Origin of the sequence: Kocuria sp. CCUG 69068 (assembly GCF_020833785.1) — a bacterium.
Classification (GTDB): Bacteria; Actinomycetota; Actinomycetes; order Actinomycetales; family Micrococcaceae; genus Kocuria; species Kocuria rosea.
Window position 1 is genome coordinate 1 of the sequence record NZ_PDDL01000026.1, and the last position, 24,866, is coordinate 24,866.

Sequence of the window (24,866 nt, forward strand, 5' to 3'; positions counted from 1 at the left end):
CGCGTCGTCGAGCAGCCGGGCCAGGCCCGCGGTGAGCGCGTCCGCGTCGCCGGGCGGCACGAGCAGCCCCGTCCGCCCGTGGGCCACCGCGAACGGGATGCCGCCGGCCCGGGCGCCGACCACCGGCACCCCGCTCGCCAGGGACTCCAGGGCCACGAGACCCAGCGTCTCGGTGGTGGACGGGAAGGCGAGCACGTCCGCCGAGGCGTAGGCGGCCGCCAGCTCCTCCCCGGCGAGCCGGCCCGGGAAGACCGTGGGGGTGCCCGCGAAGCGCCGTTCGAGCTCGGGCCGGTGCGGGCCGTCGCCCACCACGGCGAGCCGGGTGCCCGGCAGCCGCCGGATCGGCTCGAGCAGCGCCGCCACGTTCTTCTCCCTCGACAGCCGCCCCACGGAGAGCACCAGCCGCTCCCCGGGGTGCCCGCCGGTGAGCCGGGACCGCATCGCGGCGGAGGCCCTGGCGGGGTGGAACAGGGTGGTGTCCACGCCCTTGGGCCACAGCGCCACGCGGCGCACGCCCAGGGCCGCGGCCCGGTCCACCATGGGCCCCGACGTGCACAGGTTGACCTCGGCGAGGTTGTGGGTCGTGCGGATCCACCGCTCCACGGGCCGGCGCAGGGCGCCGAGCCCGTGCCCGAACACGCTCATGTACTGCGGCACGTCGGTGTGGAAGGACGCCAGCAGCGGCAGGTCCCGCGTCCGTGCGGAGAGCGCGCCCCACGCGCCGAACCACACCGGGTTCACGGCGTGCACCACGTCGGGGCGGAACGCCGACACGGCCCGCTCCGTGCGCGGGGACGGCAGGCCTCCCCGGACGTCCCGGTACCAGGGGAACGTCACGGACGGGGCCCGGACCACCCGGTGCGGACCCCAGTGCCCGGGCGGATCCCCCGGCGTGAGCACGAGCACCTCGTGGCCGAGGTCCCCGAGCTCCTCGAGGGTGCGGGTCAGGCGCGTCACCACCCCGTCGACGTTCGGGGCGAAGACGTCCGTCCAGAGCGCGATCCGCATCCGCCGGCTCAGGCGCCCGCGGACATGGGCACGGGCGTGGACGGGACCGCGGAGCGGGCCGGCCGCGCCGGGATCCCCGGGCGCCGGCGGGCGTTCCACACGGACGTCGCCGGGATGCGGGAGCGGTCCACGCGGTGGGCCCAGCGCACGGCGGTCCGCTCGACCTCGAGCAGCAGCCCCTCCGACAGGGTGGTGGGCCGCAGGCCGAGGTCCAGGAACGCGTCGTTGTCCACGTGCAGGTCGTTCTCCGCGGACTCCTGGCGGGGATTGGGGACCATCTCCACCTCGGCGCCGGTGAGTCCGGCCACGAGCTCCGCGAGGTCGCGGACCCGGTGGGTCTCCGTCATCTGGTTGAAGATCTTCACGCGGTCGCCGGCCGCCGGGGGGTGGAGCAGGGCCAGCTCCACGCACCGGACCATGTCCTGGAGGTGGATGAACGCCCGGGTCTGCCCGCCGGTGCCGTGCACGGTCAGCGGGTGGCCGACCGCCGCCTGGACGAGGAAGCGGTTGAGCACCGTGCCGTAGTCGCCGTCGTAGTCGAAGCGGGTGACGAGCCGCTCGTCGAGCGCCGTCTCCGCGGTGCCGGTGCCCCAGACGATGCCCTGGTGCAGGTCGGTGATCCGCAGGCGGTCGTTCCTGGCGTAGAACGCGAACATGGTCTGGTCCAGGACCTTGGTCATGTGGTACAGCGAGCCGGGGCGGGAGGGGTAGAGGATCTGCTGGGGCACCGTGCCGTGCGGTCCGGGGACCTCCACGTCCAGGTAGCCCTCCGGGATGCGCATCCCGGCGGTGCCGTACCCGTAGACCCCCATGGTGCCCAGGTGCACCACGTGCACGTCCAGCCCGGACTCCACGACCGCGCACAGCACGTTGTGCGTGGCGCCGACGTTGTTGTCCACGGTGTAGCGCTTGGTGGCCGGGGTGCGCATGGAGTACGGCGCCGCCCGCTGCTCCGCGAAGTGCACCACGGCGTCCGGGCGCTCGACGACCAGGAGGTCGAGGAACGCCTCGTAGTCGGCGGCGAGGTCGATCTCGGCCGCGCCGATCCGCCGGTCCATCAGCTCCTGCCAGGCCGCGCGGCGCTCGTCGAGGCCGCGGATGGGCGTCAGCGACTCCGTCCCGAGCCGGACGTCGATGGCGCGGCGGGAGAAGTTGTCCACCACCACCACGTCGTGGCCGCGCGCGGACAGGTGCAGGGCCGCGGGCCAGCCGCAGAAGCCGTCGCCGCCGAGGATCGCGATCTTCACTGGTGCTCCGTTCCCGGGCCGCTGCCGGGCCCCGTCGTGTCGGTCTCGCACTCAGCGTGGAGGACGCGCGTGAACCCGGAGTGAACGGTCCTGGACCAGCTGCTGGTGCCCGAACGAACCGGGGAGCACCTCCCAGCCCGGACCGGTCAGCTCGCGCAGCTCGTGGGGCAGGTAGGCGCGGCGCAGGGACCGCAGCCCGTCGGTGCGCAGGAAGGAGCCCGGGGCCAGGGGCAGCACGCCCACCGAGTACAGCCGGTAGGCCGCCGGGCTGCGCACGAGGTCGTTGTGCAGCACGAGCCGGCCGGCCAGGTGCTCCGAGTCCGCCGCGAGGTCCCGCACCGGCCCCGGGTCCAGGTGGTGGAGCAGGTGGTTGGAGACCACCACGTCGAACGTCTCGCCGGCCGCGACCAGCTCCCGGCTGGTGACCCGCCGGAAGACCGGGGGCACTGCCCGCGGGTGCCGGGTCGACCAGCGGCGGGTCCGCGCCGAGGCCCACTCGTGGGCGCGGGCGTCCGGGTCGATGCCGGTGACCCGCAGGTCGATCCCGTCCCGCTGCGCCCACCGGGCCAGGGCGCGTGCCACGTCCCCGCCGCCGGCACCGACGTCCAGGAGGGTCAGCGGCCGGCCGGGCACGGCCAGGGGCCGGATCCGGCGCCGGTAGGTCGCGGCCCACCCGGCGACCAGGGAGTTGACCACGTCGAAGCGTGCGTAGGTGCGCCGCAGCGCGGCGAGGTCGCAGCAGGGGTCGTCCATGAGCTCGCGCAGCTCGGCGTCCCGCCGGGAGAGGTCGGGCCGGGCGCGCGGCTGGACGGAGGGCATCTGCCCATTCTCCGCGGGCCGACACGATCCGCCAAGGAGCACGGCGGGCCGGGGGCGGCGCGGGGTGCCGTCACTAGACTGGGGCTCCCGGCCGGTGCCGGGCAGGACCGGACGGCAGGAGGGGACCGCGTGGGACACACCGTGCACGCCGTGGGCTCGCGACCCGGCCCGTGGATCGGCCTCGCGAGCGCGTGCTGGGCCGCCAACGCCGCCCTGGGGGCGTCCGTCGGCGCCGGGATCGTGCGCACGGGCCGGTTCCGCTGGATCCACCACGCCCTCTACGTCACCACCACCACGACGACGGCGCTGGCCGCGGTCCTCGCCGCCGGCTCCTCCTCCGCCTCCGGGCGCGCGGCGGGCCGGGCCCTGGCGCCGGCGCTGCTGCCCCTGGCCGCCCTGCCGCACCTCGGCACGCCCGCCCAGGGGCACCCGCGCCGCCACGCGCTCGCCGCGCTGTCCGCGGCGCCGTTCTACGCCACCGCCCTGTTCCGAGCCCGCGCCGCCCGCGCCGGCTGAGCCGCCCGACCTGACCGGAGAGCACATGGAGTTCCTCGACGTCGTCTTCAACCGCCGCACCACCAACGGCCCGTTCCTGCCGGACCGGGTGTCCCCGGAGCATCAGAAGCTGCTGCTGCGCACGGCCGCGGCCGCACCCTCCCAGTTCAACAGCCAGCCGTGGCGCTTCGTGCTGGTCGAGGACCGGGGGACCATCGACCGGATCGCCCGGATCAGCGCCGACTCGATGACGCAGGTGATGGCCGAGGGGAGCTTCTTCGACCGGTACAAGCGCTACTTCCGCTTCAGCAGGCAGGAGATGGAGGAGCAGCGCTTCGGGATGCTCTTCGACAAGCTGCCCGCGGTGCTGCGCCCCTTCACCAAGAAGGCGTTCACCCCGGGCGGGCAGGCGATGATGAACCGGCTGCGGGTGCCCCAGACCCTGGGCGCGGAGAACCACAAGCTCGTGGCGGGCTCCCCCCTGCTGATCGGCGTGATGCTCGACCGCCGCGAGTACCGGCCCGGGGAGCTCTCCGGGTTCTACTCGCTGTTCTCGATGGGCGCGGCCATGGAGAACCTCTGGCTGACCACCGTGGAGCTCGGCATGGGCATCCAGTTCATCTCCTTCCCCATGGAGGCGCCCGCCCGGTGGGCCGAGGTCGTGGACCTGCTGGACGTGCCCGAGGACCTCGAGCTCATGGCCGTCTACCGCCTGGGCTACGTCCCCGAGGAGCACCGCCGCCCGGCCATCGACTGGTCCAGCCGGGAGCGGCGCCGGATCTCCCAGTACGTCTTCCGGGAGTCCTGCGCCACGCCGCAGGAGGGCTGGGACGACTGAGCGCCGCCCGCCGGCCACGAGAGCCGCGGCGTGGGGCGGGCGGCTCTTCCATTAGTGTGTGACACACACTATCGTGTGGTCATGGCAGCTGAACCGAGCGACCCGATCGTGGCCTCCCACTTCCAGGAGCTGCGCCGCGGCACGGTGGTCCTGGCCTGCCTGCTCGTCCTGGACCAGCCCCGCTACGGCTACGCCCTGCTCCGGACCCTCGGTGACGCGGGGCTCGACGTCGAGGCCAACACGCTCTACCCGCTGCTGCGCCGGCTCGAGGCGCAGGGCCTGCTCGAGAGCGACTGGAACACGGACGAGTCCCGGCCCCGCAAGTTCTACCGGATCACCGGTCCCGGGGTCCGCGTCCGGGACACCCTCGAGGCCGAGCGGCTCCGGCTGCACGCCGCCCTGTCCACCTTCGCCCGCCCCACTCGCCCCGAGGACTGATCGCCATGTCCGCCAGCACTCTCACCCCGCGCACCGAGAGCTATCTCCACGAGGTCGCCCGGCGCCTGCCGCCCAGAGCCCGCGAGGACGTGTCCCGGGAGCTGCGGGGCACCGTCGCCGACATGGTCGACGACGGCGTGGCGCGCGGTCTCCCGCCGGCCGAGGCGGAGCGCCGCGCCCTCGAGGAGCTCGGCGACCCCGCCCTGCTGGCCGAGGACTACGGCCCCGGCCCGCGGCACCTGATCGGGCCCGAGCACTACCACGACTTCCTCGAGCTGCTGAAGGTCCTGGTGCCCGTCCTGGCCGGCCTCTTCGGCGGGCTCACCCTGATCGGCCGGCTCTTCGGGGAGGCGGGGCGCGAGGACCTGGTCACCTACCTCGTGCTCTCGCTCGCCCCCGCGGTCGGTGCCGCGATCCAGGGGGCGCTCATGGGGGCGGGCATCGCCGTCGTCGTCTTCGCCGTGGTGGAGCGCACGGAGGTCGCGGAGGCGGTGGAGCGCGGCGCCCGGGGGGAGACCGGGGCGGCGGGGGAGGCGCCCCCGCGCTGGACGGTCGAGCAGCTGCCGCCGCCGCGCCCGGAGCGGGACTCGACCGTGGGGGAGCTGGTCTGGGCCACCATCGCCCTGGGCCTGGCCTTCGCCGCGCCGTTCCTGCTCTCGCGGCCGCTGCTCCGTGAGGGCCCGCTCGCCGGCGAGCCCCTGCTCGACCCCGCCGTGTGGACGCCCTGGGTGCCGCTCTACCTGGGGATCGTGCTGCTGGCCTGGGGGTGGGAGCTGCTGCGCTTCTTCCGCCGCCGCTGGTCCTGGGCGCTGTTCGGGGTCAGCGCCGTCCTGGACCTCGCCATGGCCGCGCTGCTCATCACCGTGCTGCGCACCGAGTCCGTGGTGAACCCGGTCTTCCGCGAGCGCGGCTGGGTGGGCGAGGAGTTCGCGCAGATCGGGGTCGCGCTCGTGGTGGTCGTCACCGTCTGGGACCTCGTGGCGAGCTTCCTCGCCTGCCGCCGGTCGGTGGGCCGGCGGCGCTGACCGGCGGCGCTGACCGGCGGCGGCGGCGCCCGGCGCTCCTGTCCGCGGGAGCACTGAGCCGGTGGCAGCACTCGGCCCGCGGGAGCTCCGAGGAGCTCCCGCGGGCCGGAAGGGGGCCTCTGCCGCCGCGGGGTGCCGGGCAGCGCGGGACGCGGGACGCCTCGTGGGCGACCGGCGCCGGCCGGGATGCACCGAACCGGGTCAGGTGGCGCATCGTGTGACCATCATTCGACACCCTGGTCGGCACTGTGCGCAAACGTCTACTCTGGAACCGGTCAGATCGATCAGATCGAGGCGGGGAAGTGGGGCTGCGGTGGTCAGCATGACGAACGGCGGGGCGGCAGCGGGTCCGCTGGACGCGACGGACCGGAGGATCCTGGCGGCGCTGGACGAGGACCCGCGGATGACGGTGCTGGCCCTGGCCCAGCGCACCGGTCTGGCGCGCGGGACGATCCACGCCCGGCTCGAGCGCTACCGCGCGAGCCCCGCGCTGCGCCCGCACAGCACCCGGGTGACGCCCGCGGCGCTCGGCTACGGCCTGGCCGCGAGCGTGGCCGTGGAGCTCGACCAGCACCAGCTCGACGAGGCGATCGCGGGACTGCAGGCGATCCCGCAGGTCATCGAGGTGTTCGCCCCCGCGGGGCAGACGGACCTGCTGTGCCGGGTGGTGGCGAAGGATCCCGAGGACCTCTACCGGGTCTCCGAGGAGATCCGGCTGTGCCCCGGCATCCTGCGGACCTCCACGAGCATGTTCCTGCGCACGGTCATCCCGTACCGGGTGGCGCCGCTGCTCGCGGGGGACGAGGTCCTGGGGAGGGGCGGGGTCAGTTCCGGGCGGCCGCGCCCATGACCTCGGCGCGCAGCCGGTCCAGGTCCACGGCGTCCCCCTCGTGCAGGCCGTGGGTGCGGACCCACGCTCGGGCGCTGAGCATGATGTCGTCGTAGTGCTGGTGCGTCTCGCAGTGGGCGGCGCCGATCCGGGCCTGGGCGCGGTGCTCCCGGTCGTCCTCCGTGAAGGAGATGACGGCCACCGGGCTGAGGGCGAGTCCCACCACGCCGCGAACGGCCGTGATGGTGCGCCCGTGGAAGGTGTCGCCGGGAGCGAGGTCCCAGGCCCTGGCGGCGGGGTGCTGATGGGTGAGGTCCATGATCGGCTCTTGTGGTGTCGGGAGCCCGTCCCCCGCGCGCAGTGCCGGGGGACGGCCTCGGGGGCGTCGGGAGGAGGAGCGGTCCGGGGGTCGTCCGGTGTCCGGCCGGCCCCCGGTGCCGTCCGGTCAGTGGCCGAGACCGGTCCAGTGGCTGGTCTCCTGGTACCAGGGGGACCAGTGCTTGCCGTCGTAGTAGCGGTACTTGACCACGTGGTAGACCTTCTTGGCGTCGTGGTGGTCCAGGTGCTTCCAGTGCCCGCCTCCCCAGGAGCCGCCCCAGTAGTAGTCGTGGTGGCCGCCGGTGTAGTAGTGGTGGTCGTGCTTGTCCACCGCGTAGTAGTACTGCTTGACCTCCACCTTGTAGCCCTTGTGGCACTTCACGTGGACGGGGTACTTGACGTACTTCTTCCCGTGGTGCCACGTCCAGGACGGCTTGTGGGCGTCGACCGAGCAGTGCTTCTGATGGGGCTTGTGCGACGCCGTCTCGAGCACCGAGGACTGCGTCGAGGCGGCCTGGGCCGGTGCGGCCTGGGCCGGGGCGCCCAGCAGCGGCAGGGCGCCTGCGGCCAGGGTCAGGGAGGCCAGGGACAGCACCGCCTTGCGGGCGTGGCGGCGGGCGCCGGCCGGCTGCGGGGCTGCGGTCGTGCTGGTTTCGATGGACATTTCGGGTCTCCTGCGGGACAGAGATTTCGTGGGTGCCGGCGGTTCCTGCCCGGGGTCCGGAGGGGAACTTCTCGAACCGACAGGACCAGGGTCGCAGTGGGGGGCACCTCCCGGCGTCCACCCGGGAGGTGAACTCCGGCGTACAACCGGGGTGGTACGCGCGGGACCGGGGGCAGGGCTCAGAAGCGGTCGGTGGGCTTGACGAGCCCGCTCTTGAACGCCGCCGTGACCGCCTGGGCGCGCTCGCTGACGCCCAGCTTCAGGAAGATCCGGTGGACGTGGGTCTTCACGGTCGCCTCGCTGAGGAACAGGCGCCGGGCGATCTCCGAGTTCGTCAGGCCGTGGGCGACGGCGACCAGGACCTCGCGCTCCCGCCGGGTCAGCTGCTGCAGCCGCTCCGGCGGAGGGGCGGAGGGGTCGGGCCCGCGGCCGAACTCGGTCAGGAGCCTGCGGGTCACGTCCGGGTCCAGCCAGCCCCCGCCGCGGGCCAGCGAGCGGACGGCGTCCGCCAGGACCTTCGGCGCGGAGCTCTTGAGGATGAAGCCGGAGGCGCCCGCCCGCAGGGCGGCGTGGACGGCGGCGTCCTCGTCGAAGGTCGTCAGCACCAGGACGGCGGGGACGTTCGGCACCCGGTCCAGGAACGCGTCGGAGGTGAGCACCCGGGTGGCGGCCACCCCGTCCGTGCCGGGCATGCGCACGTCCATGACCACCACGTCCGGCTGCAGCCGCGCGGTCTCCTCGACGGCCTCCGTGCCGTCGGCGGCCTCCCCGACGACGATCAGGTCCGGCTCGGCCGTGAGGAGCATGGCCAGCCCGGAGCGCACCATCGCCTCGTCGTCCACCAGGAGCACCCGGACGGGTGCGGGTTCCGCGCCCCGTGTCATCCGGTGCCCTCCCCGCGGCCGGTGGCCGCCGTGGACGCCGCGGCGTCCTGCGCCGCGGCGTCGCCGGGGCCGGGCGGCCGGACGGGCAGCCGCGCGGACACCAGGTACCCCCCGTTCGGATCGGGCCCGGCCGTCGCCTCGCCCCCCACCGCCCGGGCCCGCTCCGCCATCCCCCGCACCCCGTGCCCGGTCGACAGCCGCGCGGAGAGCCGGCCCCGGGCCCCGGCGCCGTCCGTGCGGACGGAGAGCTCGACGTCCCGGGGGCCCCAGTCGAGGGCGACCCGGACCGGGCGGTCCGGGGCGGCGTGCTTGACCGCGTTGGTCAGCGCCTCCTGCGCGATCCGGTACGCGGCCTCGTCCACCGCCGGCTCCAGGGCCCCGGGCTCGCCCGCCACGCAGAGCTCCACCTCACGGCCCGCCGTGCGCAGGTGGTCGAGCAGGCTGTCCAATCGCTGCAGGCCCACCGGCTCCGGCGCGATCTGTGCCGCCGCGGACGACGCCGGGGAGAGCAGGCCCAGCATGCGCCGCAGCTCCGTGACGGCCTGCTCCCCGAGCTCGTCGACCTGCCGCAGCGCCGCCCGCGCCCGCTCCGGGTCCCGATCCATCACGCGCTCGGCCCCTCCGGCCTGCAGCACCATGAGGCTCACCGCGTGGGCCACGACGTCGTGCAGCTCGCGGGCGATGCGCTGGCGCTCCTCGGCCTCGGCCCGGGCGGCGGCCAGCCGGGCCACGAGCGCCCGCTGGGCCACGCTCCAGCGGACCCACCGGCCCACGCCGAAGACGACCACGTGGGCCACGGTGAGGAACAGCGCGGCGACGACGAACGTGGCGACCCGCATCGAGGGGTCGGGAGTGTCCCGGACGGTGGCCTGCACGCTCGTGGCGACCGGCAGGAACGCGAGCGCCAGGCCGAGGAGGGCGTTCCGGTCGGAGCAGTGCGCGGCCGCCGCGAAGAGGGCCAGCCAGACACAGAAGACGGGGTGGAACGCGAAGCCGAGCAGGGGGACGGCCACGGCGCCCAGCGACACCAGGGCCAGCACCGTCAGGGGCCGGCGCCGGCGCCAGAACAGGGGCAGGTACAGCAGCGCCGCCGTGAGGACGACCACCCAGGTGGCGGTCGCGTCCGGCTCCGCCGTGCGGTCCCACGTGATCTGGAGCTCGATGCCCCACAGCACCGGTACCGCGACGAGGTCCACGGCCAGGCGCGAGGGGTGCCTCCGGGATCTCATCGGGTCCCGCTCAGCTGCACACGGACCTGCCGAAGACGGTGCAGATCCACATCCGCTCGACGGGAGGAGCGGGCAGCCGGCAGTCCTCCACGATCGAGTGGCGCCGGATCTCCTCCCACGCCACCACGGGTCGCAGGGCCTCCTCGGTGCTGTCCGGGGCCTCCTCGGCCGGGGCCGGGCCCAGCACCGTGTCCACGGCCGAGCACAGTTCGGCGCCCGTGGCGAGCCGGCGCTCGGAGCCCGCGCCGTCCGGTGGGCCCTGGGCCGGGCACCCGGACGGGTGGTCGAGCCGGATGCCCGTCATCTCGGACGCGGGGTCGTGCAGGACGCCGTGCAGCTGGATCCGGGCGATCCTGATCCGCTCGACCTCGTCCGTCCGCCCCGACACGACCCGGGCGATCAGCACCTCGGGGTCGACGTCCCGTCCCAGCCAGTCCGGCGGCCCGTGCACCAGCACGTAGTCGCTGTCCACCAGGCGTCCCCACGCCAGGTGTCCCTCGACGGCATCAGCTGCCCGCGCGTCCTGGACGGACACCAGTGTCCGGAATTCTGTCTCGAGATTCGCCATGTCGAGCCCCCCGCAGGTCGTGCGGCAATTCTCCCCGTCCGCCCACGTCAAGTCCATAGTCCTCCGTGGGGCGCCCCGGGCCGGTGTCGGCCGGCCCGGTGCCGGCCGGGCCGCCGACCCCTGGTCACACCGCGCGCCCAGCGGTATCGTAAGCACACTGGCGAATCGGCGACGCTTCGCCGCCCCTGATCGTCGAGACGGATCGAAGGAGATGCCATGAGCACCAAGGTCGAGAAGAATGTCGTGGTCGACGTGCCGCTGAGCACCGTGTACAACCAGTGGACCCAGTTCGAGGACTTCCCCCACTTCATGAACGGCGTGCAGAGCGTGACCCAGCTCGGCGCCGACCGCCTCCAGTGGGTCGCCGAGCTCGGCGGCGTCCGCCGGCAGTGGGAGGCGAAGATCGTGGAGCAGGTCCCCGACAGCCGGGTCTCCTGGGCCGCCACCCAGGGCGCCACCAACGCCGGCACCGTGACGTTCCGCGACGCGGGCAACGGGCGGACCGAGGTGCACCTGGTCCTCGAGTACGAGCCCGAGGGCCTCGTGGAGAAGGTCGGCGACAAGCTCAACGTGGTCGAGAACCAGGCCGAGGGCGACCTCGAGCGGTTCAAGAAGTTCATCGAGGCCGAGGGCTACGCGACCGGCGCCTGGCGAGGCTCCGTCAACGAGGGCGCCCCGGTCGGCACGCCCGGCGTGGAGCACGCCGCGGCCTCCCGCGGTGACGACGGCAAGGCCGGGGTCTCGGGCAAGGCGGTCGCCGCGGGCGTCGCCGCGGCCGGGGTGGCCGCCGCCGGGGTCGCGGCCGCGGCGAAGAAGAAGGACTCCGGCCCGGACACGGAGCCGGTGACCTTCGAGTCGACCGCGCCCCCGGCGGCGCCGGCCGCACCGGTGGCGCCGGGGGCTCCCGGGGAGACCGTGACCGGGGAGGTCCCGCCGATCCCGCCCGTGGACGAGACGCTCGCCGACGGCACCGTCGACGCGGACCCGGGCGTGGACCCCGCCACCCGGCGCATCGACGACCGCCCCGCGGGCGGCCCGCTCTGATTCGTCCCCGTGCACGCACCGGGCCCCGACCGCACACGGTCGGGGCCCGGTGCGTGCACGGGGCGTCCCGTTCGGCGGGGCGGCGGAACCGGCCGGTCAGCCGGTGACGGCGCCCAGCGAGGCCGAGCGCACCAGCTTGACGTACTTGCCCAGCACGCCGCCCTCGTACTGCGGGCGCAGGGGGGCCCAGCCGCTGCGCCGCCGCGCCAGCTCCTCGGCGTCCACCAGCAGGTCCAGGGAGCGGGCCGCCAGGTCCACCCGGATCCGGTCGCCGTCGCGCAGGAACGCGACCGGTCCGGCGTCGACGGCCTCCGGCGCGATGTGGCCGATGCACAGACCCGTGGTGCCGCCCGAGAACCGGCCGTCCGTGAGCAGCAGGACGTCCTTGCCCAGCCCCGCGCCCTTGATCGCCCCGGTGATGGCCAGCATCTCGCGCATGCCGGGGCCGCCCTTGGGGCCCTCGTAGCGGATCACGAGCACGTCCCCGGCCGTGATCTCCCCGGCCTCCAGGGCGTCCATCGCGGCCTGCTCGCGCTCGAAGACGCGGGCCGGGCCCTCGAAGACCTCGGCGTCGAAGCCCGCGGACTTCACCACCGCGCCCTCCGGCGCCAGGGAGCCGTGCAGGACGGTGATCCCGCCCGTGCGGTGGATCGGGTTGTCGAGCGTGCGGATCACGTCGCCGTCCAGGGGCCCGGGGTCCAGGGCGGCCAGGTTCTCGGCCACCGTGCGGCCGGTCACGGTGAGGGCGTCCCCGTGCAGCAGCCCGGCGTCGAGCAGGGCCTTCATGACCACCGGGATGCCGCCGTGCCGGTCGACGTCGTTCATGACGTACCGGCCGAACGGCTTGAGGTCCGCGAGGTGCGGGACGCGGTCCCCGATCCGGTTGAAGTCCTCGAGGGTGAGCTCCACCTCCGCCTCGTGGGCGATGGCCAGCAGGTGCAGGACGGCGTTGGTGGACCCGCCGAGGGCCATGAGCACGGTGACGGCGTTCTCGAAGGCCTCCTTCGTCAGGACGTCCCGGGCCGTGATGCCCTGCCGGAGCATCTCGACGACGGCCTCCCCGGAGCGGTGGGCGAACTGGTCGCGCCGCCGGTCCGCCGAGGGCGGGGCCGCGGAGCCGGGCAGGCTCATGCCCAGGGCCTCGGCCACGGAGGCCATCGTGTTGGCCGTGTACATCCCGCCGCAGGCGCCCTCGCCCGGGCAGATGGCCCGCTCGATGCGGTCGAGGTCCGTCCTGCCCATCAGGCCCGCCTTGCACGCGCCCACGGCCTCGAACGCGTCGATGAGGGTGACGTCCTTCTCGGTCCCGTCGGTGAGCTTCACCCACCCCGGGGCGATGGTCCCCGCGTAGAGGAACACCGAGGCCAGGTCCAGGCGGGCGGCGGCCATGAGCATGCCCGGCAGGGACTTGTCGCACCCGGCCAGCAGGACGGACCCGTCGAGGCGCTCCGCCTGCATCACCGTCTCCACGGAGTCCGCGATGACCTCGCGCGAGACCAGCGAGAAGTGCATCCCCACGTGGCCCATCGAGATCCCGTCCGAGACCGAGATCGTGCCGAACTGGAGGGGGTAGCCGCCGCCGGCGTGGACGCCCTCCTTGCAGCCCTGGGCGAGCCGGTCCAGGGAGAGGTTGCAGGGGGTGATCTCGTTCCAGGAGCTCGCGATGCCGATCTGGGGCTTCTCCCAGTCGGCGTCGCCCATGCCCACGGCGCGGAGCATGCCGCGGCTGGCGGTCGCGTCGATGCCGTCGGTCACCTGACGGCTGCGGGGCTTCATGTCGGGGCTCATGCGGTCTCTCCCGGGTCGTCGGTGCGCGGTGGGGTGCGTGTCGCGAACCTATCAACGGAACTCGAGGAGCGTCGAGGGGTGTCCACGGCCGGCGCGGAAGATTGTGCCCCCGGGGGAAGACAAGGGGGCGCCCGTCCTCCTAGGGTGGGAGAAGCAAACGATAAGCAACCTGATAGAAGGAGTCCGACATGCCCGAGGCACCCGTCTCCCAGCACGCCCGCGCGATGGCCGACGACGAGGGCGGGATGCCCGAGCAGCAGCAGACGCCCCCGGGGCTGACCGCCGCCATGGACCCCGTGCCCGACCACGGCGAGGCGTCCTGGGAGGGCAGGGGCCGGCTCGAGGGGCTCAAGGCCCTCATCACCGGCGGGGACTCCGGGATCGGCCGCGCCGTGGCCATCGCGTTCGCGCGGGAGGGGGCCGACGTCGCGATCAACTACCTGCCCGAGGAGCAGGAGGACGCCCAGGACGTGGTGGGGTGGATCGAGAAGGCCGGCCGCACCGCCGTCCTGGTCCCCGGCGACGTGCGCGAGGAGCAGAGCTGCCGGGACATCGTGGACCGGGCGGTCGAGGGCCTCGGCGGGCTCAACGTGGTCGTCAACAACGCGGGCTTCCACTGGGCCCGCGGGGAGGCGGGGCTCAAGGGCCTCGCCACGGAGGACCTCGAGCGCGCCGTGCGCACCAACCTCTACGGCACCCTCTGGATCAGCCGGGCGGCGCTGCCGCACCTCGGCCGCGGGGACAGCATCATCAACACCACGTCCGTGCAGGCCTACGACCCGTCCGTGTCGATGATCGACTACGCGGCCACGAAGGCCGCGCTGAACAACGTCACCGCCAACCTCGCCGCCGAGCTGGGGCCCGAGGGCATCCGCGTCAACGCGGTCGCCCCCGGACCGGTGTGGACCCCGCTGGGGCCCGCCACGAAGGAGCCCGGAGCGGTCGCGAACATGGGCAAGGAGACGCCCCTGGGCCGGATCGGCCAGCCCGCCGAGCTGGCCGGCGCCTACGTCTTCCTCGCGAGCCCGGCCGAGGCCAGCTACGTCAGCGGCACCGTCCTCGGCGTCACCGGCGGCATGCCCGTCTTCTGAGCCGCGCCCCCACACCCCTACGGAAGGAGCACCTCGTGCCCAAGACCGGCAAGGACGACCACGCCAAGAAGAACGAACTGCCCTCCACCCTGCAGCGCTCGGGGCAGAAGGCGCAGGACACGTTCGCCAAGACCTACGACTCCGCGCTCGAGGAGTACGGCGACGAGGAGCGCGCGGCGCGCACGGCCTACAGCGCGCTCAAGCACACCCACGAGAAGGTCGGCGACCACTGGGAGGGCAAGGAGGAGTACGGGCCCTCCGACGAGCACGCCGCGGGCGGCCGCGACTCCCGCGCGGAGACCGCCGGCGGGGTCGACGCGAACTCCTCGAAGGAGCACCTCTACGAGGTGGCGAAGCGGCTCGACGTGGAGGGGCGCTCCTACATGACCAAGAAGGAGCTCGTCGACGCGATCCGGAAGGCCAACGACGCCGCGACGCGCCGGGCCCGCGAGGACTGAGGGGCGGCCGGGATCAGAGCACGCCCAGCAGCCCGCGCACCAGCGTGATCGCCCCGCCCATCCCCGCGAGGACCAGAGCGACCGTGCGCGCCGTGCTCAGGGACACGCGGCGGGCGACGACCCCGCCGATCCGCACGCCCAGCACCACCGTGAGGACCACGCCGGGGGCCACCCACCACGGCGGCATCCCGCCGGTCCCCGCCGCGCCCAGCAGGGTCTTGGTGAGCACCGACAGGGCGCCCATCGTCATGAACACCGGCTGCAGGGTCGCGGCGAAGGAGCGCTGCTCCCAGCGGGCCAGCCGGGAGTGGATCACCATGACCGGTCCGGCCACCCCCGCCGTGGTGTTGAAGAACCCCCCGATCGCCCCGGCGAGCACCGTGGGCAACCGCCCCGGCCACTCGGGCAGGCGGGGGAGCCCGAACATGGTGGTGAGGGCCAGCAGCACCACGCCGCCCACCAGCACCTGCAGCCAGGCGGCGGGCAGCTCGCGGACCACGAGCGCCGCCGGCACGGCGCCCACCGCCGCGGCCGGGGCGATGAGGGCGAACCGCCGCCAGTCCACGTGGCGCCACACCGAGAGCATGATGAGGAAGCCGGAGACGGTCGTCGTCGCGTTGGTCACGAGCACGCCCGTGGCGGGGCCCAGCAGCAGGGCGAGGGTCGGGGCCACGACCAGGCCGACCCCCGTGCCCGAGACGCGCTGCAGGACCGAGCCCACGAGGATCGCGAGGGCGGCGATGACGATGATTTCCACGGGTCCCATTCTGCGCCTCCGGCAGCCCGGCCCCGGACCGCACACGGGCCCGCCGTGGTGATTCCCGGATCCGGTGCCTACCCTGGCCGTGAGGAGAGACGGCCGCAGGGTGCGGCAGCGGACGGGAGCGGCACCATGGGCACCAGCCGGGACCTGGTCGACGACGACGAGGGCGGGCACGGGCCCGCGACCGTCCTCGCCCGGATCCCCCGCTGAGCCGGTGGGTGCCGCCACGGGCGCGGGCGGGCGCGCCGCACCGGTCACCGCGGAACGGCTCCGGGAGGTCGCCGCGTCCGGCTTCGGCATCACGGAGTTCCGCGAGGGCCAGCTCGAGGCGATGGCGGCGGCGGCGGCCGGCCGGGACGTCCTGGCGGTGATGCCCACCGGCCACGGCAAGTCCGCGATCTACCAGGTCCCGGGCGCCGCCCTGCCCGGGACCGCCGTGGTGGTGTCCCCGCTGATCGCCCTCCAGCACGACCAGGTCGAGGCGATCAACGAGGACCTCGGGGCGGAGGTCGCCTTCGCGGTGAACTCCGCGGTGGGGGCGCGGCGCGAGCGCGCCGCCTGGGACGCCGTGGCGCGCGGGGACGCGAAGTTCCTCTTCCTCGCCCCCGAGCAGCTGGCCAGGGAGGAGATCACCGAGCGGCTCGCCGCGCACCCGCCGTCCCTGTTCGTGGTGGACGAGGCGCACTGCATCTCCTCGTGGGGCCACGACTTCCGCCCCGACTACCTGGTGCTGCAGGAGGCCGTCGAGCGGATGGGGCGCCCGGCCGTCGTGGCCCTGACTGCCACCGCCTCCCCGCACACCCGGGCAGAGATCGTCGACCGGCTGGGCCTGCGCGACCCCCTGGTCCTGGTGCACAGCTTCGACCGGCCCAACATCGAGCTGCGGGTGGTGCGCCACCACCAGGCCTCCGACAAGCGCCGGGCGGTGCTCGACGAGGTCGCCGGGCTCGCCGGCCCGGGGCTGGTCTACGTCGCCACCCGCCGGGAGACGGAGGACTACGCCGCGGAGCTGGTCCGGCGCGGCGTGCGTGCCGAGGCCTACCACGCGGGACGCCGGAGGTCCGAGCGGGACGAGGTGCACGCCCGGTTCCACGGCGACGAGCTGGACGTGGTGGTGGCCACCACCGCCTTCGGGATGGGCATCGACAAGCCGGACGTGCGCTTCGTGGTGCACGCGGACATCCCCGACTCCCTGGACAGCTACTACCAGGAGATCGGCCGGGCCGGCCGGGACGGGAGGCCTGCCCTCGCCGTGCTGCACTACCGCTCCGAGGACCTGGGGCTCCAGCAGTACTTCGCCGGCGCCGCCCCCGAGCGGGCGGACCTCGAGGAGGTCCTCCGCGCCGTCCTCGGGCACGGGCCGGTCCGGGCCCGCGAGCTGCGCGAGCACACCGGCCTGGGCCCCCGCGCCCAGGCCCGGGCCCTGCACCTGCTCGAGCACAGCGGTGGCGTGCTGGCCCGGCCCGAGGGCTACCGGGCCGTGGACGGGGTCGCGCCGGAGGACGCCGTCGCCGCCGCGCTCGCGGAGGCCGAGGCCCAGCACCGGATCGACCGCTCGCGGATCGACATGATGCGGGGCTACGCCGAGACGGACGGGTGCCGGCGGGACTGGCTGCTCCACTACTTCGGCGAGGAGACCGACGGCTGGTGCGGCAACTGCGACACCTGCGCGGAGACCGGCTCCGCCGCCGAGGCCGCGGAGCGGTCCGCCGCCACCCCGCACGGCTGGGCGATCCAGAGCCCGGTCACCCATCGCGAGTGGGGCCACGGGATCGTGATGGGCGCGGAGCCGGACCGGATCACCGTCCTGTTCGACGCGGTCGGGTACAAGGAGCTCTCCCTGCGCCTGATCGAGGAGCACGACGGGCTGCTGGTGCGCGGCTCCGGGGAACGGCCGGATGAGGGGCCGTGAGCCCCGACGGGCGGTCGCCGGTCAGCGGACGACGTCGTAGACGGACTTGAGGACGCCGTTGGCGTAGGCCTCGTGCTCCACCAGCTCCAGGGTGCGGAACGTGTCGGTGCTGTCGTCGAAGAGACGGCGGCCCGCGCCGAGCAGCACTGGGAACACCAGCAGGTGGTACCGGTCCACGAGATCCGCGGCGGCGAGGCCCTTGGCCAGGGTGGCGCTGCCGTGCACGAGGATCGTGCCGTCGACCGTGGCCTTCAGCCGCGCGACCTCGTCGAGGGAGCGCAGCACGGAGGTGTTGTGCCAGCGCGGGTCCTCCAGGGTGGAGGAGACCACGTACTTGGGCATGGCGTTGTACTCGGCGAACTCCTCCATCGACGGCCAGACGGGGGCGAACTCGTCGTAGCTGACCCGGCCCATCAGCATCGCCGCCGCCTCCTTCTGCTCGCGGTCCTTGAGCTCGTAGGCCGCCTCGTCATAGGTCACGTGCCGGAAGCTCCAGCCCGCGTGCGGGTGCGGGCCGCCGCCGGGGGAGTCGACGACGCCGTCGAGGGTGATGAACTCGGTGACGATCAGCGTGCCCATGGGGATCTCCTGTCGGTGCGGTCGGCGTCCGGCGCTGCGGTTCCCACTCTGGTGCTCCCGCGCGGCGGTGGGAAGGGTGCGGCGCGGGATGACGCGGTCGGCAGGCGGGCCGCTCAGTCCTCTTGCGCGTCCGGCACCCCGGTGGGATCGTCGGCAGGGACGGCGGTTCGGCGAGGGTCCGGGAGGCACCCGTGGCGGCGGTGCAGGCGGTGGAGCAGGTGCGGACCACGTGCTGCGTGGTGGGCGGTGGCCCGGCCGGGCTGATGGCCGGGGTGCTGCTCGCGCGACAGGGCGTGGACGTGGTCGTGCTGGAGAAGCACGGGGACTTCCTGCGCGACTTCCGCGGTGACACCCTGCACCCCTCCACCCTGGAGGTGATGGCCGAGCTCGGCTGGCTCGAGGACGTCCTGGCGCTGCCCCACACTCGCGTGGAGCGTGCCACGGTCGCCCTCGGCGGGGAGACGGTCGTGGTCGGCCGGTTCGACCGTCTGCCCGTGCGCTGCCCGTTCATCGCGTTCCTGCCGCAGTGGGACTTCCTGGACCTGCTCGCCGAGAAGGGCGAGGCGCTGCCCGGCTTCCGGCTGCTGCGCTCCACGGCCGCCGACGGCCTGCTCGTCGAGGACGGCCGGTGCACCGGTGTCACGGCCCACGACGACGACGGGGCGCCGGTGCAGGTCCGGGCCGACCTGGTCCTGGCCGCCGACGGCCGCGACTCCGTGCTGCGGGCCGCGGCCGGCCTGGTCCCGAAGGCCTCACCGTCCCGGATGGACGTGCTGTGGTTCCGCGTGCCCCGGAGCGAGGGACAGGAGCAGCCGCTGTTCAACGCCGGGGACGGCGCGGTGGTCGCCCTGCCGCGCACCGGCTACTGGCAAGCTGCCATGATTGTGCGGGCCGGCGAGCACGACGCGCTGCGCGCCCAGGGGCTCGAGGCCTTCCGGGACCAGGTGCGGGCGCTCGCCCCCGGCCTGGGCGAGGGACTCGCCACGATCGAGGACTGGGAGCAGGTGAAGCTGCTGCGCGTGCGCGTGGACCGGTTGCGCCGCTGGTGGCGGCCCGGAGTGCTGTTCCTCGGCGACGCAGCCCACGCGATGTCCCCGGCCGGGGGCGTGGGCATCAACCTCGCGATCCAGGACGCGGTCGCGGCGGCGAACCTCCTCGGCCCGCGTCTGCTGCGCGGTGAGGTGCGGGGGCGGGACCTCGCCCGGGTGCAGCGCCGGCGGGCGTGGCCGGCGCGCGCCACCCAGCTGTTTCAGCTCGTGCTGGCCCGCCGGCTGGTCCCTTCCCGGCCCGGGCAGGCGCCGCGGCCTCCGCTGCCGCTGGGCGTGGTGCGGGCCCTGCCGTTCCTGCCCCACGTGACCGGACGGGCGATCGGCATCGGCCTCCGGCCCGAGCACGTCCGTACGCTCTGATCCCGCACGGACGTGCCCGGACCGGCCCTCACTGGGAGGCGGAAGCCGTGCCGGATGGAAGCATCACTGGTCCTCCCGGCCCTCGATGCGCAGGATCCCCCACATGCCCTGGCCGACCGCCCACCGGAAGGCGCCGCTGCGGTAGGCATGGTCGCCGGGATCCCATCTGGTCTCCGGCGTCATCACCAGGTCCTGGACGAAGCCGCCGCAGATCGCGGTGACCGAGCCGGACTCCGGGCTGGAGTTCTTCACCTTCCGCACCCACGGCGCGGTGTCCCACGCGAAGTTGTGCGCGGTGAAGGTGTGGTTGCGGGGCTTGTCGCCCGCGCACACCAGCCGCCACCAGATCGGCAGGTCGTCCCGGACCTCGATGATCGGGGCCGTGAGGTTGGGCAGCGCCATGGGCCGGCGGTGCGGTGTCAGAGGCGACCGGTAGCTGATCGCCTTCTGTCCCACGTCGACCGGAGGGTCGCTGGGCGAGATGTCCGGCATCGGCAGGTCGACGTCGCCGTTGATGAAGTGGCGCAGCCCGTCTTGCAGGAAGAGCACGAGCTCCTGGCCGAGGATCTTCCCCTCGCACTTCGTGTGCACGTGCGGGCAGGGGCACTTCTCCTCGCACTTCTGCTGCTCGCGCGGGTCGCCCCGGTCCTCCCGGCGCTTCAGGTGGACGTGCGGACCGACCCACTGCTCCTTGCGTTCGTCGTGACGGTCGACAGGGACTACGTCCCGCGGCTCGACGACGACGGCCCCGATCAGGCCGTGGTGCCGGTGGTTGCGGATGTCGGCCATGTCGAAGAGATAGCAGACCTGTCCCGGTCGGGGGCTCTTCGACTCGTCGGGTTTCTGGTCCGACTGCGGCGCCAGCAGGTCGTCGACGTACCACCAGTACTCCCGCCAGTTCGGATCCCTGTGCCCGATCCCGTGGTCCGAGCGGTGGACCACGGCTCCGGCCGCGGCCTCGTCGCCGTGGACCACATGGGCGGTGCTGTCCACGTCGAGAGCTGCCACGGTGCTGTCGTGGTTGAGGCCCACGTAGGAGCCGTCGTCGCTGACCACGTCGTACAGGAGCAGACTGGGGTGCAGGGACACCCGGGGGCTCACCGTCCGGCGGTCGGGATAGCCGAGGTGATCGCGGTGTTCGACCGGCAGTCGCGGCGGGCTGACCTCCGGGCCGAAGTCGGGCAACCGGGGATCCCTGACGGAGTAGTTCTGTCCAGGAAGGTTTTCTTCCGGCAGCAGCACCTCGTTGATGAGGGTGACCTTGAGCCACTCCCCGGGATGGGCCCGCAGGACCAGCGGCTCATCGGAGGGGTCCACCCCCGCGGCCCGGACGTTGCCGGTCTCCTGCCCATCCCGATCCTTCTCGGGCACGGCGTGCTGAGCCGATCTGTAGATGAGTCCCCACGGGTCGGTCAGCGCATGGGCGGCATACTCGTGCTCGTGGCGCTGGGCGACGACCACGTACTCGCGCACCTCGTCCGCCGGCCACTTTCCGTTCGGTCCCCGGGCCGGGCGCTGGTTCCCGAACCGGGACGCCTGAGCGTTGAGGCCCCGTTCCAGAGCCCGATCGAGTTCCTCCCTCCTCGGCGGGACGGGGAGTTTCCACAACGGTGCCTTAGGTGACTTTGCTGCAGTTTTTCCCTTCGCGTACTTGGTGATGATCGGCAGGGGGAGGAGATGGTGGCGATAGTTGTCGATACTGGGCGCCATAGACCTGATGAGGCCCCAGCACCCCAGCCACAGGTCGTCCATGACGGTGAACTGCCACAGGTGGTCACCGACCCCGTAGGGGCTCGCGTCCTCCGGGTCGATGTCCACGGTGAAGGCCTCGGAGATGCCGATCGTCTGCTGGTTCACCAGGGGCGACCGACGGTTCTGCCAGTCCTTGCGCCAGCGCATGCCGTTCAGCATGAAGCTGTGCTGCTCCTCGTGCGACCCCTGCAGGAGTCTGAGCCGCAACCGTTCTCCGGGATAGGTGTAGATCACGGGCGTGTCCGGATCTCCGCTCGTCTTCGGCGGCACCGGCCAGTGGGGGGTACACCGATCATGGTCCTCGCCGTGCGCTCCGTCCTGTCCATCACCGGCCCCCGGATCCTGGCCATTCGCGGGCATCCACGGGTGGTCGAGCGGCCGGGCACGGACCCTGGCCTCGTCGAGCGCTCTGTGCTCGGCCTCGGCGTCGGCGAAGACTTGGCGTTCCAGGGCGTCGATGTCGATCGACGAGCGGTTGGAGCTGAACCACTCGGAAGGGTCCTTGCCCCGGTATTCCAGCGGAGCGCAACGGTAGTTGACGCCCATCACGCCGGGGTCGTCGTCGCCGCCCAGCTGGTTCGGCTCATTGAGCGGCTCATCGTGCCGTCCCGGGAGACCAGGCATCTCAGGGCGTGCTGTCTTCCGCCGGTTCAGGGGCACAAAATCGCCGAGAGCGAGGCCGGCCTCCCGGAACGGAGCGTCGATGCCCGCTTCTTTGGGCTTGGTAGCGTCCGCGCCGCGGTCGCGCGGGAGCACGACGGCCTGCGAACCGACCCAGGCCGGGGTCTTCTGGTCCGGGAGGTACCAGCGGGTGCCGTTGGGCTCGGCGATCAGCGCACCGAACAGCCCCCGCTTCTGCCGGAAGTTGGCCAGCAGATGGTCGTGGAAGAAGCACGTCCCGAACTCTTCGTCCACCACCCAGCGGTGCACGGAAAAGTTTCTCTTGAATGGCCCCTTGTCCTCCGGGATGACCTCCGGAGAGCTGGCTCCGGAGAGGTAGTTCCATCCACTCGCTGAGCCATCCGCCGCGAGCACGTCGAACTTCACGAGATGCACGTGCAGACCGCATTCCACCGGGTGAGCGGGCAGATCGAAGTGGTCCGGGGGGAAGGACTTCACCGTGTTGTAGAGCCGCAGCTCCACGACATCGCCGTGATTGGCGCGTGGGAAGAACGCGTCGACACTTACCCCGTACCCATTCACCGGAGCCTCATCCTTCAAGGGAGTGAGATTCGGATCCACAGCACCTTTCTGATCCAGGCGAAGGACCTCGACCTTGCGCAACTTGTAGTGGTGGCCCATGGGGTCGTACCATCCGGCGGAGTTGTAGGTCATCCGCCGGTCTCCCATTTCGATGTCATAGCGGAGGAGTCGCCGCTCGGGAACTCTTGCCTTGCGGTTCCAACGTGCGGCCATGTCATCCAGATCGACGAAAAGCGCACCAGGGCGCCTATTGGTCACGCACCCCGGGTCGAAGGCTCCTAGTTCCTGCTGGGAGTGTTCACCCATGCGCAGGAGCTCGCGGCGCCAGTCCTTGTGTTCGTCGTCCAGAACGGGTGGGGGTGGGGACTTGCGGGGGAATGTAGCGTCGATGAACCAGGGGAAACCGGGGTGCGCATTGTCCGACTGCAAAGGCTCGCGACCTGGCAACGGCACGAGGGGTGCGCAGGGGGTGCCGTCCGGATAGGCCAGGTTCCCGGTCACCTTGCGATCGAAGCTACGCCACAGCCCCCACATGCCGTGGTGGAAGTGCGGATAGAGGTGGCAGTGCCAGATGATGTCGCCCACGGCGTGCTGGCGGCTGCCGGATCCGTAGAGCGGGTCGATGGTCATGGCGGTCTGGGGTCCGATGGAGACGGAGTCCAGCAGCTGGGAACCACGGGGCTTACCGGGCCTCCACTCGGACGGCTCAGCCGTGTCCTGCGGGACGGCACGCCACTGGTGGACGTGCAGGTGGTAGACGTGGGTTTCCTTGACGCCGGCGTGGACCAGGCGCACCCGGCAGGGGTCGCCCCGATAGGCGCGCAAGGTGGGGGTCACGGACTCCCCGAACAGCCAGGCGCTGTGGTGCTGCTCCTCCCCGGAGACGCGCTCGAGTAACCCCTTCTTGCGTTCCTCGGCGTACGGCTCGAGGTGCGCGACGTCCGGGACGGCGGCACGGTGGTCCTTGGCGACCCAGAACTCCTCACCCAGTGTCCTGTCGAGCGTGATCTCGACAGCGGAGTGGTCGATGTCGTCGTCCTCAGCGCGCATCTCGACCCAGGACGTGCCCAGCCGGTGGCGCTTCCGGAGACGGTAGGGCAGCCGGTTGTGCATGGGTTCCGCCCTGTAGGACAACGGCATCGCCGAGTGGGGGAGTGGGTGCGGGATACCGCTGTGGGTCTCCGTCTCGTCGTGGAAGAACACCGTGAACTCGCGGAAACTGAACTCTTTCCCGTGGAAGTAGAAGTCCACGAACTCGTCCGGGTGCCGTGCCTTAGCCTGGGCGTCCGTCAGGCCCTGTTCGACCCTCGGCACGACGTCGACGTAGAGGCCGTCGGGATGGTCCGTGTCATCCAGCCGAGCACCGGTCTCGGGGTCCCGCCACTGGGCCCCCTCGGGCTCCACGACGAGGGCGGCGAAGAGTCCGTGGTTGTTCGTCCCGCGGTCGGTGCCCCGCACGTCCCCCAGGTCGTTGATCGGCCACACACCTTCGCGCGCGCAGTTCCACCGGTAGATCATCCTGTGCCTGTAAGGGACCGTCGTGGGGTCGTTGTCGCCCACGCAGGCGCCGTCACCGTACCTGACTCCGCTACCGCTGCTGCCATCGGCGCGAGTTCCGGCCAGACCGTCTCCCTGGACGTGTAGCCCGACCTCGCGGCCGCGGATGCTGTTCTCGAAGTGGACCTCCAACTCCTCACCGCGACGGGCCCGCAGCACCAGGGGACGGACGAGAGGGATTGGCCGCAGAGGATTGAACCACGCGTACTTCGGGGCGTCCTTGCCCATGTGCCAATTCTTGAAGGCATCGTGGTCGTTGCGGAGCAACCGCTCGATGTCCTCATCACTCAGCTGGGATCCCGGGCGATCCCGGCGATACTGCTCCAGCATGGCTGGCCACTGGTCATTGATCTCTTTCAGCCGCCTGTGAATCCCACATTCGGCCGACTTGAGCTGGGCGGACCAGTCATCACGCCATTCATTCAACTTGTCGACGTCGTCAACGAGCCTGGTGATCCGCCCCTCGGTCAACTCACGCAAGGCATGCACCAGTTCGTCCACTGTGGCGCGGTAGTTCTGTCGGATGGCCCGGTGATTGGGGGTTGGGCGTCGCTCCCTGGCGTCGTGCTCCTCCCGCGCGAAGACCTCCTCGTCGCTTCCCCAGTCATTGAGGAGATAGCTGACATCCTCATCTCCGTTGTCCAAGGAGGTTCCGTCCTCGGTGGACTGTGCCAGGAGCTCTCTCATGCGCAGGTAGCGGGGGATGCCGTCCACCACCGTCTCCATGAGCTGGGATCTGCGGTGGATCCTCGGTAGGTACTCGTCGTCCTTCTCCCGCTGCTCCTTCGCCCATTTCAGGAGGGGTTCGTACACCCGCAGGGTGTAGAGGAGACCGTTGGGGTCGTGGTCACCTTCCAGCGAGTAGACGATCGGGAAGGACATGGCGACGACGTCGTAGGTACGGAAACTGTTGTCGATGGGTAGCATGGCGAGCTCCGATGTCGGCCC

At 72.6% G+C, this 24,866-nt stretch carries 22 protein-coding genes; 10 read left to right on the plus strand and 12 right to left on the minus strand.

Features of this window, described 5'->3' with window-relative positions; all coding sequences use genetic code 11:
- The 3 genes from CRM73_RS07270 to CRM73_RS07280 form a co-directional block, all read right to left on the minus strand.
- Positions 1-1,008: glycosyltransferase family 1 protein (locus CRM73_RS07270; protein ID WP_229587255.1), on the minus strand; the 1,008-nt coding region annotated here is incomplete at its 3' end.
- Positions 1,009-1,016: 8 nt separating this feature from the next.
- Complete coding sequence (locus tag CRM73_RS07275) at positions 1,017-2,255, minus strand: NAD-dependent epimerase/dehydratase family protein (RefSeq protein ID WP_229587256.1); 1,239 nt, start codon at positions 2,253-2,255, stop codon at positions 1,017-1,019.
- A gap of 51 nt (positions 2,256-2,306) precedes the next feature.
- Positions 2,307-3,074 carry a methyltransferase domain-containing protein gene (locus CRM73_RS07280; RefSeq protein WP_229587257.1) on the minus strand — a complete coding sequence of 256 codons (768 nt, stop codon included), beginning with the start codon at positions 3,072-3,074 and terminating at the stop codon, positions 2,307-2,309.
- A 129-nt stretch (positions 3,075-3,203) separates the two neighbouring features.
- Between CRM73_RS07280 and CRM73_RS07285 the strand changes: the two genes are divergently transcribed.
- From CRM73_RS07285 to CRM73_RS07305, 5 genes are all read left to right on the plus strand, one after another.
- Positions 3,204-3,590 (plus strand): hypothetical protein, encoded by a 387-nt coding sequence (locus CRM73_RS07285; protein ID WP_017834724.1) that lies wholly within the window; start codon positions 3,204-3,206, stop codon positions 3,588-3,590.
- A gap of 25 nt (positions 3,591-3,615) precedes the next feature.
- Positions 3,616-4,407: a nitroreductase family protein gene (locus CRM73_RS07290; RefSeq protein ID WP_095650298.1), complete on the plus strand. Its 792-nt coding sequence runs from the start codon at positions 3,616-3,618 to the stop codon at positions 4,405-4,407.
- A gap of 81 nt (positions 4,408-4,488) precedes the next feature.
- A complete protein-coding gene (locus CRM73_RS07295) occupies positions 4,489-4,845 on the plus strand; it encodes a PadR family transcriptional regulator (RefSeq protein WP_229587259.1) in 357 nt (118 codons plus the stop codon).
- 5 nt (positions 4,846-4,850) lie between these two features.
- Entirely contained in the window at positions 4,851-5,870 is a 1,020-nt protein-coding gene (locus CRM73_RS07300; RefSeq protein ID WP_229587261.1) for a permease prefix domain 1-containing protein, read from the plus strand.
- Positions 5,871-6,192: 322 nt separating this feature from the next.
- Positions 6,193-6,720, plus strand: coding sequence for an Lrp/AsnC family transcriptional regulator (locus CRM73_RS07305; RefSeq protein ID WP_043739643.1), 528 nt, complete (start codon positions 6,193-6,195; stop codon positions 6,718-6,720).
- Here the strand turns inward: CRM73_RS07305 and CRM73_RS07310 are convergent.
- From CRM73_RS07310 to CRM73_RS07330, 5 genes are all read right to left on the minus strand, one after another.
- Positions 6,695-7,018, minus strand: coding sequence for a hypothetical protein (locus CRM73_RS07310; protein ID WP_017834729.1), 324 nt, complete (start codon positions 7,016-7,018; stop codon positions 6,695-6,697). The two genes, CRM73_RS07305 and CRM73_RS07310, sit on opposite strands and share 26 nt — an antisense overlap.
- Before the next feature lie 126 nt (positions 7,019-7,144).
- Positions 7,145-7,681: a hypothetical protein gene (locus CRM73_RS07315; RefSeq protein WP_229587263.1), complete on the minus strand. Its 537-nt coding sequence runs from the start codon at positions 7,679-7,681 to the stop codon at positions 7,145-7,147.
- Between the two features lie 179 nt (positions 7,682-7,860).
- Entirely contained in the window at positions 7,861-8,565 is a 705-nt protein-coding gene (locus CRM73_RS07320) for a response regulator transcription factor (protein ID WP_229587264.1), read from the minus strand.
- Positions 8,562-9,794: a histidine kinase gene (locus CRM73_RS07325; protein ID WP_229587265.1), complete on the minus strand. Its 1,233-nt coding sequence runs from the start codon at positions 9,792-9,794 to the stop codon at positions 8,562-8,564. The genes CRM73_RS07320 and CRM73_RS07325 overlap by 4 nt, the downstream gene beginning before the upstream one ends.
- A gap of 10 nt (positions 9,795-9,804) precedes the next feature.
- Entirely contained in the window at positions 9,805-10,329 is a 525-nt protein-coding gene (locus CRM73_RS07330; RefSeq protein WP_095650302.1) for a hypothetical protein, read from the minus strand.
- A gap of 249 nt (positions 10,330-10,578) precedes the next feature.
- Between CRM73_RS07330 and CRM73_RS07335 the strand changes: the two genes are divergently transcribed.
- Positions 10,579-11,406, plus strand: coding sequence for an SRPBCC family protein (locus CRM73_RS07335; protein WP_229587266.1), 828 nt, complete (start codon positions 10,579-10,581; stop codon positions 11,404-11,406).
- A gap of 96 nt (positions 11,407-11,502) precedes the next feature.
- On the opposite strand, the gene ilvD is transcribed toward CRM73_RS07335, so the two are convergent.
- A complete protein-coding gene (ilvD, locus tag CRM73_RS07340) occupies positions 11,503-13,194 on the minus strand; it encodes a dihydroxy-acid dehydratase (RefSeq protein ID WP_126346599.1) in 1,692 nt (563 codons plus the stop codon).
- Positions 13,195-13,382: 188 nt separating this feature from the next.
- Between ilvD and CRM73_RS07345 the strand changes: the two genes are divergently transcribed.
- Positions 13,383-14,285, plus strand: a complete 903-nt coding sequence (locus CRM73_RS07345; protein ID WP_017834736.1) for an SDR family oxidoreductase — start codon at positions 13,383-13,385, stop codon at positions 14,283-14,285.
- Positions 14,286-14,320: 35 nt separating this feature from the next.
- Positions 14,321-14,743 carry a ChaB family protein gene (locus CRM73_RS07350; protein ID WP_229587267.1) on the plus strand — a complete coding sequence of 141 codons (423 nt, stop codon included), beginning with the start codon at positions 14,321-14,323 and terminating at the stop codon, positions 14,741-14,743.
- Positions 14,744-14,756: 13 nt separating this feature from the next.
- Here CRM73_RS07350 and CRM73_RS07355 read toward each other — a convergent pair whose 3' ends face one another.
- On the minus strand, positions 14,757-15,509 hold the full coding sequence (locus CRM73_RS07355) for a sulfite exporter TauE/SafE family protein (protein WP_229587268.1): 753 nt from the start codon (positions 15,507-15,509) through the stop codon (positions 14,757-14,759).
- A gap of 211 nt (positions 15,510-15,720) precedes the next feature.
- Between CRM73_RS07355 and CRM73_RS07360 the strand changes: the two genes are divergently transcribed.
- A complete protein-coding gene (locus tag CRM73_RS07360; protein ID WP_229587269.1) occupies positions 15,721-17,418 on the plus strand; it encodes a RecQ family ATP-dependent DNA helicase in 1,698 nt (565 codons plus the stop codon).
- A 21-nt stretch (positions 17,419-17,439) separates the two neighbouring features.
- Here CRM73_RS07360 and CRM73_RS07365 read toward each other — a convergent pair whose 3' ends face one another.
- Positions 17,440-17,997 carry a dihydrofolate reductase family protein gene (locus CRM73_RS07365; protein ID WP_017834740.1) on the minus strand — a complete coding sequence of 186 codons (558 nt, stop codon included), beginning with the start codon at positions 17,995-17,997 and terminating at the stop codon, positions 17,440-17,442.
- A gap of 191 nt (positions 17,998-18,188) precedes the next feature.
- On the opposite strand from CRM73_RS07365, the gene CRM73_RS07370 reads away from it, so the two are divergent.
- Positions 18,189-19,406 carry an FAD-dependent oxidoreductase gene (locus tag CRM73_RS07370; protein ID WP_109221364.1) on the plus strand — a complete coding sequence of 406 codons (1,218 nt, stop codon included), beginning with the start codon at positions 18,189-18,191 and terminating at the stop codon, positions 19,404-19,406.
- Positions 19,407-19,469: 63 nt separating this feature from the next.
- Here the strand turns inward: CRM73_RS07370 and CRM73_RS07375 are convergent, their stop codons facing one another.
- On the minus strand, positions 19,470-24,845 hold the full coding sequence (locus CRM73_RS07375; protein ID WP_115163464.1) for a multicopper oxidase domain-containing protein: 5,376 nt from the start codon (positions 24,843-24,845) through the stop codon (positions 19,470-19,472).
- Between the last annotated feature and the right edge of the window lie 21 nt (positions 24,846-24,866).

What these genes read in the sequence shown, in the direction of transcription:
- CRM73_RS07280 (WP_229587257.1), bottom strand. Translation starts at nt 3,074, where the DNA reads ATGCCCTCCGTCCAGCCGCGCGCCCGGCCCGACCTCTCCCGGCGGGAC.
- CRM73_RS07290 (WP_095650298.1), top strand. Translation starts at nt 3,616, where the DNA reads ATGGAGTTCCTCGACGTCGTCTTCAACCGCCGCACCACCAACGGCCCG.
- CRM73_RS07295 (WP_229587259.1), top strand. Translation starts at nt 4,489, where the DNA reads ATGGCAGCTGAACCGAGCGACCCGATCGTGGCCTCCCACTTCCAGGAG.
- CRM73_RS07300 (WP_229587261.1), top strand. Translation starts at nt 4,851, where the DNA reads ATGTCCGCCAGCACTCTCACCCCGCGCACCGAGAGCTATCTCCACGAG.
- CRM73_RS07305 (WP_043739643.1), top strand. Translation starts at nt 6,193, where the DNA reads ATGACGAACGGCGGGGCGGCAGCGGGTCCGCTGGACGCGACGGACCGG.
- CRM73_RS07310 (WP_017834729.1), bottom strand. Translation starts at nt 7,018, where the DNA reads ATGGACCTCACCCATCAGCACCCCGCCGCCAGGGCCTGGGACCTCGCT.
- CRM73_RS07315 (WP_229587263.1), bottom strand. Translation starts at nt 7,681, where the DNA reads ATGTCCATCGAAACCAGCACGACCGCAGCCCCGCAGCCGGCCGGCGCC.
- CRM73_RS07320 (WP_229587264.1), bottom strand. Translation starts at nt 8,565, where the DNA reads ATGACACGGGGCGCGGAACCCGCACCCGTCCGGGTGCTCCTGGTGGAC.
- CRM73_RS07325 (WP_229587265.1), bottom strand. Translation starts at nt 9,794, where the DNA reads ATGAGATCCCGGAGGCACCCCTCGCGCCTGGCCGTGGACCTCGTCGCG.
- CRM73_RS07335 (WP_229587266.1), top strand. Translation starts at nt 10,579, where the DNA reads ATGAGCACCAAGGTCGAGAAGAATGTCGTGGTCGACGTGCCGCTGAGC.
- ilvD (WP_126346599.1), bottom strand. Translation starts at nt 13,194, where the DNA reads ATGAGCCCCGACATGAAGCCCCGCAGCCGTCAGGTGACCGACGGCATC.
- CRM73_RS07345 (WP_017834736.1), top strand. Translation starts at nt 13,383, where the DNA reads ATGCCCGAGGCACCCGTCTCCCAGCACGCCCGCGCGATGGCCGACGAC.
- CRM73_RS07355 (WP_229587268.1), bottom strand. Translation starts at nt 15,509, where the DNA reads ATGGGACCCGTGGAAATCATCGTCATCGCCGCCCTCGCGATCCTCGTG.
- CRM73_RS07365 (WP_017834740.1), bottom strand. Translation starts at nt 17,997, where the DNA reads ATGGGCACGCTGATCGTCACCGAGTTCATCACCCTCGACGGCGTCGTC.
- CRM73_RS07375 (WP_115163464.1), bottom strand. Translation starts at nt 24,845, where the DNA reads ATGCTACCCATCGACAACAGTTTCCGTACCTACGACGTCGTCGCCATG.